Annotated in this window: 16 protein-coding genes and 2 pseudogenes; 17 read left to right on the top strand and 1 reads right to left on the bottom strand. The window is 41.8% G+C overall.

Annotated elements, in window-relative coordinates; translation table 11 throughout:
• Window positions 1-48: 48 nt before the first annotated feature.
• From hpf to cls, 12 genes and pseudogenes are all read left to right on the top strand, one after another.
• On the top strand, window positions 49-606 hold the full coding sequence (gene hpf / locus ENLAB_RS13250) for a ribosome hibernation-promoting factor, HPF/YfiA family (RefSeq protein ID WP_005237301.1): 558 nt from the start codon (window positions 49-51) through the stop codon (window positions 604-606).
• Window positions 607-788: 182 nt separating this feature from the next.
• Window positions 789-1,736 (top strand): LacI family DNA-binding transcriptional regulator, encoded by a 948-nt coding sequence (locus tag ENLAB_RS13255; protein WP_140965685.1) that lies wholly within the window; start codon window positions 789-791, stop codon window positions 1,734-1,736.
• Between the two features lie 155 nt (window positions 1,737-1,891).
• On the top strand, window positions 1,892-3,157 hold the full coding sequence (locus ENLAB_RS13260) for an extracellular solute-binding protein (RefSeq protein WP_244351518.1): 1,266 nt from the start codon (window positions 1,892-1,894) through the stop codon (window positions 3,155-3,157).
• 160 nt (window positions 3,158-3,317) lie between these two features.
• Window positions 3,318-4,607, top strand: a complete 1,290-nt coding sequence (locus tag ENLAB_RS13265) for a carbohydrate ABC transporter permease (RefSeq protein ID WP_077453540.1) — start codon at window positions 3,318-3,320, stop codon at window positions 4,605-4,607.
• Window positions 4,608-4,609: 2 nt separating this feature from the next.
• The gene (locus tag ENLAB_RS13270; protein ID WP_077453539.1) at window positions 4,610-5,443 is read left to right on the top strand and encodes a sugar ABC transporter permease; all 834 of its coding nucleotides are present in this window, start codon (window positions 4,610-4,612) and stop codon (window positions 5,441-5,443) included.
• Between the two features lie 10 nt (window positions 5,444-5,453).
• Window positions 5,454-6,269, top strand: a complete 816-nt coding sequence (locus tag ENLAB_RS13275; protein ID WP_244351520.1) for a DUF1189 family protein — start codon at window positions 5,454-5,456, stop codon at window positions 6,267-6,269.
• Between the two features lie 247 nt (window positions 6,270-6,516).
• A pseudogene (secA, locus tag ENLAB_RS13280) lies at window positions 6,517-8,901 on the top strand (preprotein translocase subunit SecA); the annotation flags it as partial.
• A 45-nt stretch (window positions 8,902-8,946) separates the two neighbouring features.
• Window positions 8,947-9,021 (top strand): annotated as a pseudogene (locus ENLAB_RS16955) (SEC-C metal-binding domain-containing protein); the annotation flags it as partial.
• An 88-nt stretch (window positions 9,022-9,109) separates the two neighbouring features.
• Window positions 9,110-10,217, top strand: a protein-coding gene (gene prfB, locus ENLAB_RS13285) for a peptide chain release factor 2 (RefSeq protein WP_102136372.1) whose coding sequence is annotated in 2 segments (ribosomal slippage) — window positions 9,110-9,181 and window positions 9,183-10,217 — 1,107 coding nt in all. Because the reading frame shifts where the segments join, the coding sequence is not laid out codon by codon here.
• Between the two features lie 112 nt (window positions 10,218-10,329).
• The gene (gene ftsE, locus ENLAB_RS13290; protein WP_005237293.1) at window positions 10,330-11,016 is read left to right on the top strand and encodes a cell division ATP-binding protein FtsE; all 687 of its coding nucleotides are present in this window, start codon (window positions 10,330-10,332) and stop codon (window positions 11,014-11,016) included.
• Window positions 11,009-11,893 (top strand): permease-like cell division protein FtsX, encoded by an 885-nt coding sequence (gene ftsX / locus ENLAB_RS13295; protein ID WP_077453536.1) that lies wholly within the window; start codon window positions 11,009-11,011, stop codon window positions 11,891-11,893. The genes ftsE and ftsX overlap by 8 nt, the downstream gene beginning before the upstream one ends.
• 122 nt (window positions 11,894-12,015) lie before the next feature.
• Complete coding sequence (gene cls / locus ENLAB_RS13300) at window positions 12,016-13,461, top strand: cardiolipin synthase (RefSeq protein WP_096742357.1); 1,446 nt, start codon at window positions 12,016-12,018, stop codon at window positions 13,459-13,461.
• A gap of 64 nt (window positions 13,462-13,525) precedes the next feature.
• On the opposite strand, the gene ENLAB_RS13305 is transcribed toward cls, so the two are convergent.
• Window positions 13,526-13,645 (bottom strand): DUF4044 domain-containing protein, encoded by a 120-nt coding sequence (locus ENLAB_RS13305; RefSeq protein ID WP_005237290.1) that lies wholly within the window; start codon window positions 13,643-13,645, stop codon window positions 13,526-13,528.
• A gap of 332 nt (window positions 13,646-13,977) precedes the next feature.
• On the opposite strand from ENLAB_RS13305, the gene ENLAB_RS13310 reads away from it, so the two are divergent.
• From ENLAB_RS13310 to ENLAB_RS13330, 5 genes are all read left to right on the top strand, one after another.
• Window positions 13,978-14,346, top strand: a complete 369-nt coding sequence (locus ENLAB_RS13310) for a DUF3397 domain-containing protein (RefSeq protein WP_244351523.1) — start codon at window positions 13,978-13,980, stop codon at window positions 14,344-14,346.
• A 198-nt stretch (window positions 14,347-14,544) separates the two neighbouring features.
• Entirely contained in the window at window positions 14,545-14,976 is a 432-nt protein-coding gene (gene mraZ / locus ENLAB_RS13315) for a division/cell wall cluster transcriptional repressor MraZ (RefSeq protein WP_005228792.1), read from the top strand.
• Window positions 14,977-15,001: 25 nt separating this feature from the next.
• Window positions 15,002-15,961, top strand: coding sequence for a 16S rRNA (cytosine(1402)-N(4))-methyltransferase RsmH (rsmH, locus tag ENLAB_RS13320; RefSeq protein WP_244351525.1), 960 nt, complete (start codon window positions 15,002-15,004; stop codon window positions 15,959-15,961).
• 5 nt (window positions 15,962-15,966) lie between these two features.
• Entirely contained in the window at window positions 15,967-16,386 is a 420-nt protein-coding gene (gene ftsL, locus ENLAB_RS13325; protein WP_077453532.1) for a cell division protein FtsL, read from the top strand.
• The gene (locus ENLAB_RS13330) at window positions 16,387-18,582 is read left to right on the top strand and encodes a penicillin-binding transpeptidase domain-containing protein (protein ID WP_081118407.1); all 2,196 of its coding nucleotides are present in this window, start codon (window positions 16,387-16,389) and stop codon (window positions 18,580-18,582) included. It abuts the gene before it with no gap.
• Window positions 18,583-18,593: the final 11 nt, after the last annotated feature.

Genomic DNA, 18,593 nt, shown 5'->3' on the forward strand with positions numbered 1-18,593 from the left:
AGAGTGGTCCTTTTCCTTCTTTACTGGTAGACGAAAGGGGTAATTTTTATGTTTAGATATAATGTGCGCGGCGAAAATATCGAGGTAACAGAAGCGATCCGTGATTACGTCGAGAAAAAAGTAGGTAAATTAGAACGTTATTTTAATGATGTGCCGGAAGCAACAGCACATGTTAATTTGAAAGTATATACTGAAAAAACAGCAAAAGTAGAAGTAACGATTCCTTTACCATTCTTAGTTCTGCGTGCGGAAGAAACCTCACCTGATCTATATGCTAGTATCGATTTGGTTGTTGACAAATTGGAACGCCAAATCCGCAAATTTAAAACAAAAATCAACCGCAAATCTCGTGAGACAGCGTTGGTTCCGCCAACAGATGGTGATTTGTTCACAACTGAAGCAAATGATGAAGAAAACAATGGTTCTGAATTAGACATCGTACGTACAAAACGTTTGTCTTTAAAACCAATGGACAGTGAAGAAGCTGTTTTACAAATGAACATGCTTGGACACAACTTCTTTATCTTTGAAGATGCGGAAACGAATGGAACGAGCATTGTGTATCGTCGAAAAGATGGCAAATACGGGTTGATCGAAACAGATTAACAAGTGTTGAGTCTTTTTCTCGACACCCCAAAAAGTCTTTTTTGACAGAGTAGCTGAGAAGCTGCTCTGTTTTTTTATATTGTCTATAGAGGGAGAAATTCTTTTTATATCTAAATCCTTTCAAGTTATCTTTTAAATTAATGTGTTATACTATAGATGAAATAATACAAGGAGAGTGAATCATGACTACGCTAGCAGATGTTGCTAAAAAAGCAAATGTTTCCGCAATGACCGTTTCTCGAGTGATCAATCATCCGGACAAAGTAACTGAAGAGTTAAAGGAATTAGTTCATCAAGCGATGCTTGAATTGGATTATCAGCCGAACATTGCTGCCAAATCATTAGTTTCCAAGCGTTCCCATATCATCAAAGTGTATATCTTAGAGGAGATGGATACGACAGAACCTTACTATATGAACTTATTGGTTGGGATCGCTCGTTCTATCGGTAAAGCACACTATTCTTTGCAGCTGGTTACGACTGACGGGGTGGATCGTGGCCCAGCAGATGGCAGTATCATTACGGGCTTTCGGCAGGCTGACATGGACTGGATAAGAAATTTAAGGAAGCCTGTGGTGTTATTTGGTGAAAATGAAGCTGGGTTCAGTTTTGTCGACAGTGACAACTACCAGGGAATCGTTTCTGCATGCAAACATGCTATCGAGGCCGGCTATCAACAATTGGTCTATATTGGTTTAGAGTTGGAAGAAGCGTTTACGAAAAGCCGAGAAAAAGGATACATAGATACAGTCACAAAAGCGGGACAAGCACCAAAAATCTATCGTTTTGACAACCGCTCTTCCGCCGCCCGCAAGTTTATCCAAACGCAGAATGAGCATTTAGTGAAAAACACTTGTTTTATCTGTGCTACGGATCGTTTAGCCTTAGGCATTAATCAAGGCTTACAGTCGATCGGAGTGGAGGTGCCAGCTGATTTTGGGATCATCGGCTATGATGGCGTATTCCTTGATCAGGTAAGTTCACCAAAATTGACAACGATGAAGCAAGCCATCGTGGAAATGGGGGAAGCTTGCGGCGAATTATTGATTCAAAAAATCGAACATAATGATACGAGCCAGCGACAACAGCGCTTTTTACCTCAACTGGTGGTTCGTGAATCCACAAGGTGAAAATTAAGCAAATGGTTGCGCAATTTCTTTTTGATTCCTCAATATCTTAATTTAAAGGCTTTTTCTATTTTTGTTATCGCTAACATTTAGAAAAGGTTTGCCATTTTAAGAAACCGGTTGCATAATGGAGTTACAAATTGCAGGAGGTAAAGAGGATGAAAGTGAATTGGAAAAAGGCAGCTTTAGGATTAGTTTCAGGAAGCGCATTGTTAGCGCTTGCGGCATGTGGTGGCAACAGCGGTAGTACCGATGGTAGCAATGCAGATGCAGGTTCAAGTAGCGATGAAAAAACGATCACAGTCTCTGTAGGCGCAGACTACATTGATTATATCAATGAAGTGAAATCTGACTTTGAATCTGAAAATGATGTGACCATCAACGTTGTAGAAATGGACATGTTCGATCAAATGGATGCGCTTCAATTAGACGGACCAGCTGGCAAAGGACCCGACGTTACGATGTCTCCTTATGACCGCGTGGGTCAAGTAGGATCACAAGGGCATTTGGCAGAAATGACTTTGCCAGATGATGGCCGATACAGCGATACAGACAAGCAACAAGTGACGATCGATGATAAAATCTATGGCGCACCAGCAATGATTGAAGCGGTTGTCATGTTTTATAACAAAGATTTGATAGATGAAGCGCCAGCAACATTTTCTGATTTAGAAGAACTAGCAAAAGATGATCGTTTTGCAGAAGGCGATGACAATGTTGGCTTCTTAGCTCGCTGGACAGACTTTTATTATACGTATGGTCTATTAGCTGGTTATGGTGGTTATGTCTTTGGGGATGAAGGAACAGATCCATCTGATTTAGGGATCAACAATGAAGGTTCTGTTGAAGCGATCTCCTATGCAACAGATTGGTTCCAAAATGTTTGGCCACAAGGAATGCTGGACGTATCAGCCAACGAAAACTTGATGTTGGATTACTTCAACCAAGGCAAAACAGCAGCTATCATCTACGGACCATGGGGCGTGAACGGCTTTGAAGAAGCAGGGATCAACTATGGCGTAGCGAAAATCCCAACATTGAGCAATGGCAATGATTATGAAACATTTGGCGGAGGAAAAGCGTGGGTTGTTTCCAACTACTCACAAAACAAAGACGTTTCTCAACAATTTGTCGAGTATTTGACCAACGAAGCCAATCAAGAGAAATTGTATGAAATGCGTCATGATATTCCAGCAAACATTATGGCTCAAGAAACAGTCGCTGCTTCTGATGATCCAGTAGCAAAAGCAGTAATCGAGCAATACAGTGTTTCACAACCAATGCCAAATATCCCTGAAATGTCTGAGGTTTGGGTAGGGGCTGAAAACATGCTATTTGATGCAGGTTCGGGCAATATGACTCCTCAAGAAGCAGCGGATAATGCTGCCAAAACAATCGAAGAAGCGATTGAGCAGAAATATTAATAAATAGCCGATTACGGTCTGTCATTCATGTCGACGATTCTATAGAGGATGTTTGTCAAAAGGATTCCTTGCAACGTAGCACGCAAGAAATTGCTTGATGAGATTGATTTCTATGAATCGTCGGCCGCTTGGCAGACTTTCGATTTTAAGGAGGATACATATGAGGACGAATTCAAAAGCCATGCAGACAGCGCTTCTTTCAATCATCCCTGGGGTGGGACAATTCAAAAATGGTCAGAAATTTAAAGCGGGACTCTTTTTTGCGGTCTTTCTAATTTTTCTTGGCGAAATGCTTTTGTTCGGTGGACAAGCATTATATAATTTTGTCACACTGGGATCCGTACCGATGGAACACAATTCTTTGTTCTTGTTGATCGAAGGAACGCTACAGGTCATCGTTACCGTTATTTTCATTATCTTTTGGGTTTTAAATATCAAAGATGCCTATCAAGTTCGTCAAAGTATTGAAAAAGGGTTCCCAGTGGCAGTTACGAGAAAAGAGTTTTTCAATAAATTGTACGAGGATGGTTTCGCTTATCTATTGACGATCCCAGCCTATCTGGTGATGATCGTAGCAATTATTTTTCCGGTAATGGTGACACTCTTCATGGCGTTTACCAACTATGATTTTCGACATATTCCGCCAGCAAACTTAATCGACTGGATCGGTTTTTCGAATTTCACGAATATCTTCACCTTAAGTTCTTACCGCGACACTTTTGTAAAAGTGTTTAGTTGGACGGTGATTTGGACCGTTTTAGCAACTACTTTGCAAATTACCTTAGGAATACTGACAGCAGTTGTTGCCAATCAAAAATTTGTGAAGTTCCGTCGGGTCTTCGGGGTGATTTTCTTACTTCCTTGGGCGGTGCCAGCGTTCATCACGATCATGAGTTTTTCGAACATGTTTAATGATACCGCTGGAGCAATCAATACACAGGTGATCCCGCTATTGAACAACTTGCCTTTTGTTGATATTGGCAATATTGCTTGGAAAACCGACCCGTTTTGGACAAAGACGGCGATTATTTTGATTCAAGGGTGGTTAGGTTTTCCATATATTTATGTCATGGTCTCAGGGATTTTACAATCCATTTCTGAAGATTTATACGAAGCAGCCAAAATGGATGGGGCAAATGCGATTCAGCGTTTTCGCAATATTACGTTGCCGGCGATCTTTTTGGTGGCAGCACCAACCTTCGTTACGCAATACACAGGGAACTTTAATAACTTCTCCATGATCTATCTCTTTAACGAAGGTGGTCCAGGAAGTTTAGGCGGAAATGCCGGTTCGACAGATATTTTGATTTCATGGATCTACAAATTGACGACGGGTGGCTCGCCACAATATTCGATCGCATCTGCATTGACCTTGATCATTTCCTTTGTGGTGATCTCCATTTCATTACTGGTGTTTAAAAAGACGAATGCATTTAATATGGAGGACTGAGGATGAAAAAGAAAAAGTTTTCTTTCAGCAAATTATTTACCTACTTGTTTATGATCGCTTTATCGATCATTATCATCTATCCCTTGTTGATTACCGCAACCTCAGCCTTTAAGGCAGGGAATATGATCGCTTTTCGCTTGGATTTTGATGCGGATTGGACATTGAACAACTTTCGACGATTGTTCAATGAAACCCCCTATTTGACATGGTATAAAAACACTTTGATCGTGGCTGTTTCCACGATGGTGATCCAAGTAATGATCGTAACGCTGGCAGGGTATACTTACAGTCGTTATCGCTTTGCCGGTCGTAAGAGCAGTTTGATGGTGTTCTTGATCGTTCAGATGGTGCCAACGATGTCGGCGTTGACCGCTTTTTATGTCATGGGCTTATTAGCAAACGGTCTAGATAGTTTCTGGTTTTTGACACTGATCTATATCGGTGGTGGGATTCCCATGAACACTTGGCTGATGAAAGGGTACTTTGATACGGTACCGATTGACTTGGATGAATCAGCAAAACTTGATGGTGCAGGGCATTTTCGCATCTTTTGGCAAATCGTTTTGCCCCTCGTAAAACCAATGGTCGCCGTGCAAGCATTATGGGCCTTTATGGGACCATTCGGCGAATTCTTGCTAGCGCGGTTCTTGCTTCGCTCACAAGAGCGTTTGACTGTCGCAGTCGGTCTGCAGACTTTTATCAACGATGCCCGTAACCAACGGGTAGCACTTTTTGCGGCTGGGGCGATTTTGATCGCCGTACCGATCGCTGCACTGTTTTTCTTCTTACAAAAATACTTTGTTTCAGGTTTGACCTCGGGCGGAACAAAAGGATAGGAATGATAGGATGTCTGAACAACGATTTCCCTTAACATACTTTGGGGCCATATTTTCTCCAACGAAAGTCTATGCATGGCGTAAAAAATTAAATCGCTGGCAGCAAGTGTTTGTCTATATTTTCTTGATGTCCTTGCTGATGGTCCCGCTGACCTTGATGATCAGCAAGCAAACGGATCAAGCCTTTGCGGCATTTTTCCCCCATGCAAAAACACTCATGACTGCTGAAACAGCAGCCAAATACAGTGAACTGCAGCTGGAAGATGGCAACCTTTTAACGGATGAGTCACAAGTCTTTTCGCAAACAGAAACGGGTATTATAGGCGTTGGGCTTTCAGAAGCGGACCTTGAGGAAGCCAAATATGCCATCAATTTCCGAGAAACAGACTGGACCATCAAAGAAGAAATCGATGGACAAACCTATCACTATGAAATGCGTTACACGGCGGAAATGATGCCTGATCAAGTGCATGATGCGACTTCGTTTCAGAAAGTGATCGAAGACGGCTTCTATCGCAACAACGAGACGGCGATTTTCTTCAGTCAGACGATCACAGTGGCATTTTTATTGGTGGCAATGAATAGTATTCTCGTCATAGGCGCAGCGTTTTTCCTCTGGTTGACGAAAAAATCACGACTATCGACAATCGGCAGCTTCAAAGAAAGCACGAACGTGATTTTAAATGCATTGGGGGTAGGCTCTCTGGTGGCAATGTTGGCAGGATTTATTGGCGCTGATATCATCTTGATGATCGGGATTCAGTCATTAGGCATGCTGCTGATGCTTTTCTTAGCTTTCTTAAAAACCCGTTTTAAAACGGCCTAATTTGCAAACATTCGCAACAAGACATTTGGACGTGCGCTGGACTTTTGGCGCCGATCAATGGCTTGTTGCGTATTTTTTCCCTTCGTTTCTTTAAAATCTGTGAAAAAAGGTTAAGAATCCGTTTATCACGCAAGATTGATGCGATAGTTCTATCGAAAAATATTTCATTTATGGTGAACTAGTGCTAAAATAGTTAGGAGAGTTTCCAGCTAGGATAATGTAGAAGTAAAAGGAGAATTATTAAGGTATGGCCAATTTTTTTAGAAAATTAATCGAAAACGACAAAAAAGAATTAAAACGTCTTGACCATATTGCGAATCAAGTTGAATCACATGCGGATGAAATGGCCGCTTTATCTGATGAACAATTACGCGGGAAAACCGATGAATTTCGTCGTCGTTTCCAAGAGGGAGAGACTTTGGATAAATTATTGCCTGAAGCCTTTGCAGTAGTTCGTGAAGCTGCAAAACGCGTTTTGGGTCTGTATCCTTACCACGTCCAATTAATGGGTGGGATCGTCTTGCATGATGGGAATATCCCAGAGATGCGTACCGGTGAAGGGAAAACCTTGACGGCGACATTACCTGTTTATTTGAATGCTTTGAGCGGTCAAGGTGTCCACGTCGTAACTGTCAATGAATACTTGGCAACTCGTGACTCGACTGAGATGGGGGAGCTGTACAACTTTTTAGGGTTGACGGTCGGCTTGAACATCAACTCAAAATCAGCAGAAGAAAAACGTGCGGCATATGCTTGTGACATCACTTATAGTACAAACAATGAATTAGGGTTTGACTATTTGCGGGACAACATGGTGGTTTACCGTCATCAAATGGTGCAGCGTCCATTAAACTATGCCATCGTCGATGAGGTCGATTCGATCTTGATCGATGAAGCGAGAACACCGTTGATCATTTCAGGACAAGCAGAAAAATCAACTGCGCTATACAATCGTGTCGACAATTTTGTCAAACGCTTGACGGAAGAAGAAGACTACAAAATCGATATCCAATCAAAAACGATCGGTTTGACAGAACGTGGGATCGAAAAAGCGGAAGAGACCTTCGGCTTAGAAAACTTGTATGATATTGAAAACACGGCATTGACCCATCACTTGGATCAAGCACTACGAGCGAATTACATTATGATTCGCGATATCGATTATGTCGTGCAAGATGGGAAAGTAATGATCGTTGACCAATTTACAGGTCGGATCATGGATGGTCGCCGCTATTCTGATGGGCTCCATCAAGCGATCGAAGCAAAAGAAAGTGTCGAGATCGAAGATGAAACCAAAACGATGGCGACGATCACATTCCAGAACTACTTCCGGATGTACAAAAAACTGTCTGGGATGACCGGTACAGCGAAAACAGAAGAAGAAGAGTTTCGAGAAATCTATAACATGCAAGTCATTCAGATTCCTACGAACAAACCGATCTTACGGGATGATCGTGCGGACTTGCTTTATCCAACGCTTACCAGCAAATTCCAAGCAGTCGTTCAAGACATCAAAGAGCGTCACCGCAAAGGACAACCCGTGCTTGTAGGGACCGTCGCTGTTGAGACGTCTGAATTATTGTCATCAATGCTTGATCGTGAGAAAGTTCCTCATGAAGTATTGAATGCCAAGAATCACTTTAAAGAAGCAGAAATCATTTTGAATGCTGGACAAAAAGGCGCTGTAACGATCGCGACCAATATGGCTGGTCGGGGAACGGACATCAAGTTAGGTCTTGGTGTTGCAGAACTAGGCGGCTTGGCAGTTATCGGTACTGAGCGTCATGAATCACGACGGATCGATAATCAGTTGCGGGGACGTGCGGGACGTCAAGGAGATCCAGGGATGTCGCAATTTTACTTATCGCTAGAAGATGATTTAATGAAGCGTTTTGGTTCGGAACGAATCAAAGTGTTCTTGGATCGGATGAAAATCGATGAAGGCGATGCCGTGATCCAAAGTAAGATGCTTTCAAAACAAGTAGAATCTGCCCAAAGACGAGTGGAAGGGAATAACTACGATACCCGGAAAAACGTCTTGCAATACGATGACGTAATGCGAGAACAGCGGGAAGTTATTTACGGACAACGTCAAGAAGTGATCATGGAAGAAACGGATCTTTCACCACAATTAATGAATATGGTGAAACGCTCCATCAGCCGGGTCGTTGACAGTCATACGCAATTAGAAGAAAGCAATTGGAATTATGAAGGAATCGTTGATTTTGCGGCCAATGCACTTGTTCATGAAGATACCATCAGCATCGAAGACATCAAGGGCAAATCAGCTCAAGAGATCAAAGATTATCTAAACCAACGGGCAGAAGAAGTCTTTGAACAAAAGAAAACACAACTTAATAGTCCAGAACAATTACTGGAATTTGAAAAAGTAGTGATTTTACGAGTCGTTGATACGAAGTGGACCGACCACATCGATGCTATGGATCAGTTGCGTCAATCGGTTGGGTTACGGGCTTATGGACAAAACAATCCATTAGTTGAGTACCAAACAGAAGGATTCAATATGTTTGAAAACATGGTTGGAGCCATCGAGTATGAAGTAACGCGTCTGTTTATGAAGGCAGAGATTCGTCAAAACGTTCAACGGGAACAAGTAGCCCAAGGAGAAGCGCAAGGGGTAGAAGAAGCACCGGCTGCCCAAGCGCCAAGTTTCAAAAACGTGGGTCGCAATGATCCTTGTCCATGCGGAAGCGGGAAAAAATTCAAGAATTGCCACGGGAAAAATATGTAACAAGTTTTGAAAAAGGTGAGAGTAGGCTGGCAGACGTTTTTGTCCAGTCTACTTTCGTTTGTAAGAAAAAAAGAAAGAAGGAATTTTAATGGAAATCGCAGATATTCGGAATCAATTGACCCAGATGAATGAAAAAATAATCAGTTTTAGGGGGTCTCTTTGACTTAGATCAGTTAGAAGAGGACATTGCGGAAGCGGAGCACCAAATGGCAGATCCCACCTTTTGGGATGACTCGGAAAAAGCCCAACAAGTCATTAACGCCAACAATGCCAACAAAGAGACCTACGATCAATTCAATCAGCTAGCAGAAGAATTGGAAGAGCTCGAAGTGATGCTAGAAATGATTCAAGAAGAAGCTGATCCGGAAATGGAAGCAGAACTTGAAGCACGAATCGGTAAGTTAAATGAGAAAATGGCTTCTTATGAATTGTCGATGTTGTTAGATGAACCCTATGATCGGAACAATGCGATCATCGAGCTTCATCCGGGCGCAGGCGGTACGGAGTCGCAAGACTGGGGCAGCATGCTGTTACGGATGTATACTCGTTTTTGCGAACAGCATGGATATCAGGTGGAAACCTTGGACTATCAAGCCGGTGATGAAGCGGGGATCAAAAGTGTCACATTACTTGTGAAAGGGCACAACGCCTATGGTTATTTGAAGTCGGAAAAAGGCGTGCATCGCTTGGTCCGTATTTCACCTTTTGATTCTGCTAAGAGACGACATACGTCATTTTGTTCGGTGGATGTGATGCCAGAATTAGATGGGGCGATCGATGTGGAGATCAACTCAGATGATTTGAAGATCGATACGTACCGCGCAAGCGGCGCCGGTGGACAGCACATCAACAAAACCGAATCTGCTGTGCGGATCACCCATATCCCGACAGGTACGGTAGTTGCTAGCCAAGCCCAGCGCTCACAATTGAAAAACCGCGAGCAAGCGATGGGGATGTTGAAAGCCAAGCTGTATCAATTAGAAGTGGAAAAGAAAGAACAAGAAGCAGCAGCTTTGCGAGGCGAACAGTTAGAAATTGGATGGGGCTCGCAAATCCGTTCCTATGTCTTCCATCCCTATTCGATGGTCAAAGATCACCGGACAAATTTCGAAACTGGGAATGTGCAGGCAGTCATGGATGGCGATTTGGATGGCTTTATCGATGCGTATTTGAAGCTAAAACTGAATCAAAAATAACCTGGTGTGACTTAAACAGATTGAAACATAATTGTAATCTGTTGCAAGCAAGGTGAAATATATTCATGCTATAATAAGCCAGAATGAAAATTTGAGATGGAGAGATAGCTGTATGATAGAAATGAAAGATATAATGAAAAAGTACTCTAATGGTACGACTGCTATCCGCAACCTTTCGATTTCGATTGATCAAGGGGAGTTTGTCTATGTCGTTGGACCATCCGGTGCCGGAAAATCAACCTTTATCAAATTGATGTATCGAGAAGAAAGAGCAACAAAAGGCGTTTTGAATGTCGCAGGATATGATTTGGTCGGCATGAAAAACCGTGAGATCCCTTTGATGCGCCGAGAAATCGGCGTGGTCTTCCAAGACTACAAACTTTTACCGCGGAAAACGGTCTTTGAAAATGTTGCTTATGCAATGCAAGTTATCGGACGCAAACCCCGTGATATCAAAAAACGGGTGATGGAAGTTCTGGATTTAGTCGGACTGAAACATAAAGTACGGGTATTTCCGAGTGAGCTTTCCGGTGGGGAACAACAACGTGTGTCAATCGCTCGTGCCATCGTAAATACGCCGAAAGTATTGATTGCGGATGAACCAACGGGGAATCTAGATCCTGAAAACTCATGGGAAATCATGAAATTGCTTGATCGGATCAATGCCCAAGGAACAACGGTCGTTATGGCGACCCATAATAGTACGATCGTAAATACGATTCGTCATCGCGTGATCGCGATTGAGAATGGCCGCATTATTCGCGACCAAGCGGAAGGAGAATATGGTTACGATGATTAGAACATTTTTCCGTCATCTCCTGGAGAGTATCAAAAGTTTAAAGCGTAACGGCTGGATGACCATCGCGTCGTTGAGTGCGGTAACGATCACACTGACATTAGTCGGTATTTTTCTAGGTGTAATCTTAAATGCAACAAAACTAGCCGAAGACATTCGTGAGAATGTGGATGTTTCGGTTTTCGTTGATATTGGTACGGAACAAGAAGATATGGATGCTTTAGAACAATCCTTAAACGATCTACCTAACGTTTCGGAAGTGAAATTTTCTAGTCGAGACGAAGAATTGCAGAAGATCCAAGATGCCATGGGAGATTCATGGAACTTGTTCGAAGGCGACAGCAATCCGCTCTATAACGTGTTTGTCGTCAGTGCAACAGATCCAGAGTATACGACAGAGATCGCTGAACAAGCGGGCGAATTGCCAAATGTTTTCAAAGCCGATTACGGCGGAGATTCTTCTGACCGAATTTTTGAATTGTCTGCGGCTGTGCGGACTTGGGGCTTAGCGGCGGCAGTCTTACTGATTTTTGTAGCAATGTTTTTGATCTCCAATACGATTCGGATCACGATTTTGTCTCGTCAAAGAGAAATTCAAATCATGCGTCTGGTAGGGGCGAAAAACGGCTACATTCGTTGGCCATTCTTTCTTGAAGGCGGCTGGATCGGACTCTTAGGATCAATCGTCCCAATTGCGTTGATGTACTTCGGGTATCATCAAGTTTATGCAATGGTCAATCCATCCTTGCTACGTTCAAATTACAGTCTAATTGCACCAAATCTGTTCTTGATTCAAGTATGTGGTGTGATGGCGTTGATTGGAATCGTGATCGGTTCACTTGGTTCCGTCTTATCGATGCGCCGATTCTTAAAATTCTAAACCGATGTTTTCTTAAGTCGATCGTCAGATCGGCTTTTTTTGTTTCCTCACAGTGTTTCTTTACTTTAGGTACCATTTTTTGATATGCTTTAGTAGCGGGAAATCGGGGAAGAGGTGAAAAAATGGTTGTAATGGACAATCTAGTAACCATTTTATTTATAGTAAATATTTTGTTATCGATTATTATCATTTTTAGAGAAAGGCGGCAGACTGCTCAAACATGGGCCTGGCTTTTGGTCTTAATGTTTATTCCTATTGTTGGTTTTGTTCTTTACTTTTTCTTCGGAAGAGGGATCTCCAAGGAAAAGATCTTTGATATGCGCTCGCAAGCAAAGATTGGTCTAAATGTTGAACTAGAAGAGCAAAAACAAGCACTTTCGCGTCATTTGTTTCCGCATCCGCCGACTGCTCAAGTAGAAGTCCAGCAGTTAGTCTATCTGTTGACGGTCTTTGGTCAATCTCTCTATACGACAGCCAATAGCATGACGCTTTATACCGATGGACGGCAGAAATTTGATGCTTTGATTGCTGATATCGAACAGGCAAAAAATCACATTCATATGGAATATTATATTTATCGCAGCGATGCATTAGGAAATGAGGTCAAAGAAGCATTGGTACGAGCGGCAAAGCGAGGTGTGAAAGTAAGAGTCTTATTAGATGCTTGGGGCAGTACCCAAGTATCCTTGAAGTTTTTTGATGAGTTGCGTCTACATGGCGGGCAAATTGCCTTTTTCTTTCCTTTGTTCGTTCCTTATGTCAATCCGCGAATCAATTATCGGAATCATCGCAAAATCGTGGTGATTGATGGTGAGATTGGTTATACAGGTGGATTTAATGTGGGAGACGAGTATCTAGGACAAGTGGAAAAATTCGGTTATTGGCGAGATAATCACTTGCGAATTGCCGGCTCAGCAGTCTATTCGCTGCAAAATCGGTTTCTAATGGACTGGAACTCACAACATGCCTTGGAGATCAAATATGATCCGGCATTGTTTCCTGAGATCAAACAAACAGGGACAGTCGCTGCCCAAGTCATCACTAGTGGTCCTGATACGGAACATGAAGAAATCAAAATGACTTATTTGAAAATGATCAATTTAGCTAAAAAAGAGATCCTAATCCAAACGCCGTACTATATTCCGGATGAAGCCATTCATAATGCCTTAAAGTTAGCCCTGCTCTCTGGGGTGAAAGTTCATATACAAATTCCGAACAAACCTGATCATCCTTTAGTTTATTGGGCGACCTATTCATTTGCGGCTGAATTGCTCCGCTTTGGCGCAATCATCGAGACTTATGAAAAAGGGTTTATGCATGCAAAAACGATGATCATTGACAGTGGACTTGTATCGATTGGTTCGGCAAATATTGATGTCCGATCTTTTCGCCTAGATTTTGAAGTTAATACAATCATCTATGATGCGCAGCTAGCGACCAAAACGAAAGAAGCGTTTCTAGCAGATTCGATCGATTCGAAGCCTCTAACGATCGAAGCATATCAACAAAGAAAGTTGACGATCAAAATCAAAGAAGGTTTGGCACGTCTTGTGTCACCGTTACTATAAAAAAAAGTGCCCTTTTCCAAAAGATGGAAGCCATCATTTTGGAAAAGGGCACTTTTTAATAGGATTAACCCATAATACTTGTGTATGCTGCTAAGAAAATCGAGCCGACAGTGAGAATAAGCATGGTCCAGATCACGACTTGTGTGATTTTTGCAAAGGTACTTTTTGGTTTTTTCTCGTTCATTCTAATCCACCTTTTAGAGTTATTCTAGTGACAGTTTACCCTCAATTTCTCAAGAACTCAAGTTGATCCAAGGAGAAATTAAGAAAATTTCAATTTCACCATAAAAAAATTCGTTAGAATGGCAAGATAGGCTTGTTGAAGCTACGCCCTTCTGCTTTAATAGGTAAAGAAATACATTCTTTAAAACTTTCAAAAGTTAGTTGCTGAAATAAGAGCCTCCTTAAAAAATTTCATGGCTGTCTTATTCCGGCTTAGATTTTTAAAAGAACTGAAACATGGATGTAAAGAAAATAAAGTATAGTGACACTAGTTGTTAGAAAGGATTTTGCTGTATGTCTGGATTTAATCCAATCGTTTTGTTTTGGTATATTTTTCCTGTGCTCGTTTATTTTGCTTGTCGTTTTATCGTTTCTGCACTTTCGTTGAATGATCGTTTCCATGTGAAGGCACCGGATTTAGCGGTACCATTTTTAATGGTGGGGATTCACCAATTATCAAAATATACTTTTGATCAAGCAATCACATTGTACTATTTGATCTCCATTTTTCTATTAGGCATTCTACTGGCCGTCTTTCAGGCGTACTACTATGAAGAAATCCAATATAATCGCTATTTTAAAATGTATTGGCGCAGTATTTTCCTCTTTACGATCATCTTTCATATCGTTTTGATCATTTTAAATATTGTAAGTTACTTATAGTAGTTTGACCATTGATAAACGTCCATTTTTTCTCTTAGAGTTTTTTTAAAAACTCTAAGAAGTCTTTTTCTCCCTTTTTGTTCATTTGGTAAAGAAAAGTCAAACAACTTCCCTTTCAAATTTCATATAATTTGTGGTAGAAAGTGGGGGATTGTGGTAGACTGTGAATATCAGGTGGAGATCGGGGGTTATTTATCGATGTTTATGGGAGAATTTCAACATTCGATAGATGCAAAAGGCCGACTAATCGTCCCTTCAAAACTACGAGAAAAACTCGGAGAAAAATTTGTGGTGACACGTGGATTAGATGGCTGTTTATTTGGCTACCCCTTATCTGAATGGGAAAAACTTGAAGAAAAACTAAACGAAATGCCTTTAGCGAAAAAGGATGCTCGGACATTTGTCCGCTTCTTTTATTCTGCTGCAACAGAGTGCGAGATCGATAAACAAGGTCGGATCAATATCCCTGTTACATTGAGAAATCATGCAGACCTTACTAAAAGCTGCGTGATCATCGGGGTTTCAAACCGGATTGAGATTTGGGATGAAACGCGTTGGCAAGCATTCTCTGAAGAAGCAGAAGAAAACTTTGATGAAATTGCTGAAACAATGATCGACTTTGGCTTATAGGCTTGATAGGAAGAGGAAAAAACACATGGCAGATTTTCAACACTACACCGTTATGCTACAGGAGACCGTTGATGGGTTAAAGATTCGTCCAGAAGGCGTCTATGTCGATTGTACATTAGGTGGAGCCGGTCATAGTGAATATCTATTGTCACAACTATCTGAAGAGGGACATCTCTTTGCCTTTGATCAAGACCAAACCGCCATCGACCATGCTAAAGAACGTTTAGCGCCATATGTTGCTAAAGGGATGGTCACGTTTATTAAAAGTAATTTTCGCTATTTAAAGGAAGCATTGCATCAACACGGTGTGAGCCGAGTCGATGGGATTTTGTACGATTTAGGTGTTTCCTCACCCCAATTAGATGAAGCCGAACGTGGCTTTAGCTACCACCAAGATGCACCGCTAGATATGCGGATGGATCAAACTGCAGCATTGACTGCCTATGAAGTGGTCAATCAATTCGACTACCATCAATTAGTCAAAATCTTCTTCCGCTATGGAGAAGAAAAATTCTCAAAACAAATCGCTCGTGAAATCGAGCGGGTGAGACAAGATCATCCCATCGAAACAACGGGGGAATTGGTCGATATCATCAAAGCAGCCATTCCAGCTCCAGCAAGAAGAAAGGGCGGTCACCCAGCAAAACGGATTTTCCAAGCCATTCGAATTGCAGTCAATGATGAGCTAGGTGTAATTGAAGAATCTCTTGAACAAGCAATTCATCTTTTATCAGTTAACGGACGTATCAGTGTGATCACGTTCCACTCTTTAGAAGATCGAATCGTGAAATCGATGTTCAAGGAATACAGTACACCGAAGGACATGCCGCCAGGTCTGCCGATGATACCAGAAGAATTTCAACCAACACTAAAACTTATAACAAGAAAACCACTGCTTCCTACTGAGGAAGAAGTAGCTGAAAATAATCGTTCTCGTAGTGCGAAACTACGAATCGCGGAAAAAATCAAGGAAAGCGAAGGGTAACAACTATGGCAGAACTAAAAGTTCATGACTATGAATTCAGAGAACCACTTGAATCACAACCTTTGGATCACTCTGAACCGACAACTGAAAAACTGCCTACTGATCCCCAGCGTCCTGAGGTCATCCGTGTACCAGCATCTCCGGCTCGTCGGTTAAAAAGTATTTCTACTCTAGAAAAACTGATTGCTGCCTTTGTGATCATCGCTGTATTGACGTTGGCGATCTTGACCATCAATATTCGGACCAATATCAGCCAAGTCGAACATGATATTTCTCTTATCCAATCGGATATCAGTGAAAAAACGACACAAGCAGAACAGTTGGAACAAGAGAAAAATGAGCTTTCTAAAACCGAACGGATCCAAAAGATTGCTGAGGATAATGGATTGTCGATCGATGATGGCAATTTAAGGAAAGTGGACTAAATGAAGTTAACAGATAAATTCAAGCAATACTTAAAAAAGAACAATCAAACTACAACGAACAATCGCAAAAAAGTAGGTATTATTCTGTTTGCTACGAGTATTGGATTGTTCTTTTTGTTTGTCACGCGTTTGAGCTATATCGTCATTGTCGGAGATGTTGCGGGGACTTCATTAGCAGAAAAAACCAAAAATCTCTATGAGGGCAGTGAAGTCATCAAGGCGAAACGAGGAACGATCTATGACCGCAATGGAATCCCGATTGCTGAGGACGTGACCTCATACTCTATTTACGCTGTTTTAAATCAAAATTACAAAGATGGTAACAAGAATCTCTTTGCAGAAAAAGCAAACTTCAATAAGTTGGCCAAAATCTTGTCAGATGTCTTGTCCATTGATCAAGAGACAGCAGTCAATACGTTAGAGGATGGACTTGAGCAACAATTGTGGCGAGTGTCTTTTGGGAGTAAGGGAAATAATATTACATTAGAACAAAAAAATGCGATTGAAGATGCGATGGAACAAGAAGATATTGCTGGCTTCCATTTTGATAGCCATCCAGCTCGCCTTTATCCGAATGGGGTCTTTTCTTCTCACTTTATCGGCTATGCGGTTGCCAATGACGACGATACTGGTCTAGTCGGTAAAACCGGGTTAGAAGCTGCCTACAATGATGTGTTATCGGGAACTGATGGCGAGATTGTTTATCAAAAAGATAACAATCAAAACCCGCTACCAGGAACAGTTGCCGAAACCGTCGCAGCGGTGGATGGAAAAGACGTCTATACAACCATCGATAGTCGGATCCAAAGCTATTTGGAAACGCTGATGGACAGTGTCTTTAAAGAAAACAAACCAGAAAACTTAACAGCCAATTTAATGGATGCCAAAACCGGCGAAATCATAGCGATGGCACAACGACCAACCTACAATCCAGAAAATTTGGATTCAATCAATGATTGGCAAAATCTATTGGTTGAAGACAACTATGAGCCAGGATCCACCATGAAAATCTTAACGACGGCAGCTGCCATCGATCAAGGTATCTTCAATGAGAACGAAACTTTTACCCCAAGCCCTGATGGATTGAAACTTTATGATGCCACCATCAATGACTGGGACTTTGGTCAAAAAGGAACCTTGACGATGCGCCAAGCTCTTTCGTGGTCCAGTAATATTGGAATGGTGACCTTGGAACAGCGAATGGCTGACCGCTGGCAACAATACTTAAAAGAATTTGGCTTTGGTCGTAGCACCTATTCAGGATTGCCTAACGAAAATACGGGAATCACCCCAGAAGATAATCCTGTCAGCCAGGCGATGACTTCTTTTGGTCAAGCGATTGGTGTGACGAATTTCCAAATGATGCAGGCTTTTACATCAGTCGCCAATAATGGAACGATGCTGAAACCACAATTTATTAGTAAAATCGTTGATGGCAATACTGGAGAAGAAACGGTCACGCAACCTGAAGAGGTGGGACACCCCATCACAGAAGAAGCGGCAGCGAAGGTTCGCGAATATATGCGTGATGTTGTCGAAAGTGAAAATTACGGAAGTGCCTATGGCGTTTATGAATTACCTGGCTACAACATTTCTGCGAAAACCGGGACGGCCCAAGTAGCTGATCCAACAACCGGCAAGTATTTGTCTGGAGGCACCAATTATCTGTATTCTGTCGTTTTGATGTTTCCTTCAGAAGAACCAGAATATATTTTGTATTTGACCATTAAACTACCAGAGAAGCATGAAAGTACCGTGTTAGGTGAGATTGCCAATCCATTGATGAAACGGGTCATGGATCTGAAAAACTCTGCATTAGAAGAAAGCACAACATCTGGTAGCGAAACGACTGTGGGGGATTATCGCAATCTCGATACAGAATCTGCTGCAACCGACGTTCAAAAAGCTGGGTTGATTCCAATAGTCATCGGGGATGGTGAAAAAGTCATTGCCCAATCGGTTGACAGTGGAACTTCGATCATGCCAGGAGAACGAGTACTGCTCGTTACCGATAGCGATAAGTACTATATGCCGGATACAACTTCCTGGTCAAAAGCAGATTTGATTAAATTTGGCAGTCTACTAAATGTAGATGTTAGTTTTGAAGGAGACGGCTATTGTACCAAACAAAGCGTTGAGCCTTACACCGAATTATCGGGGCAATCGATCAAGTTTACACTAAGTGAAAACGAATAAATAGGAGAGAA

This window comes from Enterococcus innesii (assembly GCF_022846515.1).
Taxonomy (GTDB): Bacteria; Bacillota; Bacilli; order Lactobacillales; family Enterococcaceae; genus Enterococcus_D; species Enterococcus_D innesii.

What these genes read in the sequence shown, in the direction of transcription:
- ENLAB_RS13265 (WP_077453540.1), top strand. Translation starts at nt 3,318, where the DNA reads ATGAGGACGAATTCAAAAGCCATGCAGACAGCGCTTCTTTCAATCATC.
- ftsX (WP_077453536.1), top strand. Translation starts at nt 11,009, where the DNA reads ATGATTAGAACATTTTTCCGTCATCTCCTGGAGAGTATCAAAAGTTTA.
- ENLAB_RS13305 (WP_005237290.1), bottom strand. Translation starts at nt 13,645, where the DNA reads ATGAACGAGAAAAAACCAAAAAGTACCTTTGCAAAAATCACACAAGTC.
- ftsE (WP_005237293.1), top strand. Translation starts at nt 10,330, where the DNA reads ATGATAGAAATGAAAGATATAATGAAAAAGTACTCTAATGGTACGACT.
- cls (WP_096742357.1), top strand. Translation starts at nt 12,016, where the DNA reads ATGGTTGTAATGGACAATCTAGTAACCATTTTATTTATAGTAAATATT.
- mraZ (WP_005228792.1), top strand. Translation starts at nt 14,545, where the DNA reads ATGTTTATGGGAGAATTTCAACATTCGATAGATGCAAAAGGCCGACTA.
- ftsL (WP_077453532.1), top strand. Translation starts at nt 15,967, where the DNA reads ATGGCAGAACTAAAAGTTCATGACTATGAATTCAGAGAACCACTTGAA.
- rsmH (WP_244351525.1), top strand. Translation starts at nt 15,002, where the DNA reads ATGGCAGATTTTCAACACTACACCGTTATGCTACAGGAGACCGTTGAT.
- ENLAB_RS13260 (WP_244351518.1), top strand. Translation starts at nt 1,892, where the DNA reads ATGAAAGTGAATTGGAAAAAGGCAGCTTTAGGATTAGTTTCAGGAAGC.
- ENLAB_RS13275 (WP_244351520.1), top strand. Translation starts at nt 5,454, where the DNA reads ATGTCTGAACAACGATTTCCCTTAACATACTTTGGGGCCATATTTTCT.
- ENLAB_RS13255 (WP_140965685.1), top strand. Translation starts at nt 789, where the DNA reads ATGACTACGCTAGCAGATGTTGCTAAAAAAGCAAATGTTTCCGCAATG.
- ENLAB_RS13330 (WP_081118407.1), top strand. Translation starts at nt 16,387, where the DNA reads ATGAAGTTAACAGATAAATTCAAGCAATACTTAAAAAAGAACAATCAA.
- ENLAB_RS13270 (WP_077453539.1), top strand. Translation starts at nt 4,610, where the DNA reads ATGAAAAAGAAAAAGTTTTCTTTCAGCAAATTATTTACCTACTTGTTT.
- ENLAB_RS13310 (WP_244351523.1), top strand. Translation starts at nt 13,978, where the DNA reads ATGTCTGGATTTAATCCAATCGTTTTGTTTTGGTATATTTTTCCTGTG.
- hpf (WP_005237301.1), top strand. Translation starts at nt 49, where the DNA reads ATGTTTAGATATAATGTGCGCGGCGAAAATATCGAGGTAACAGAAGCG.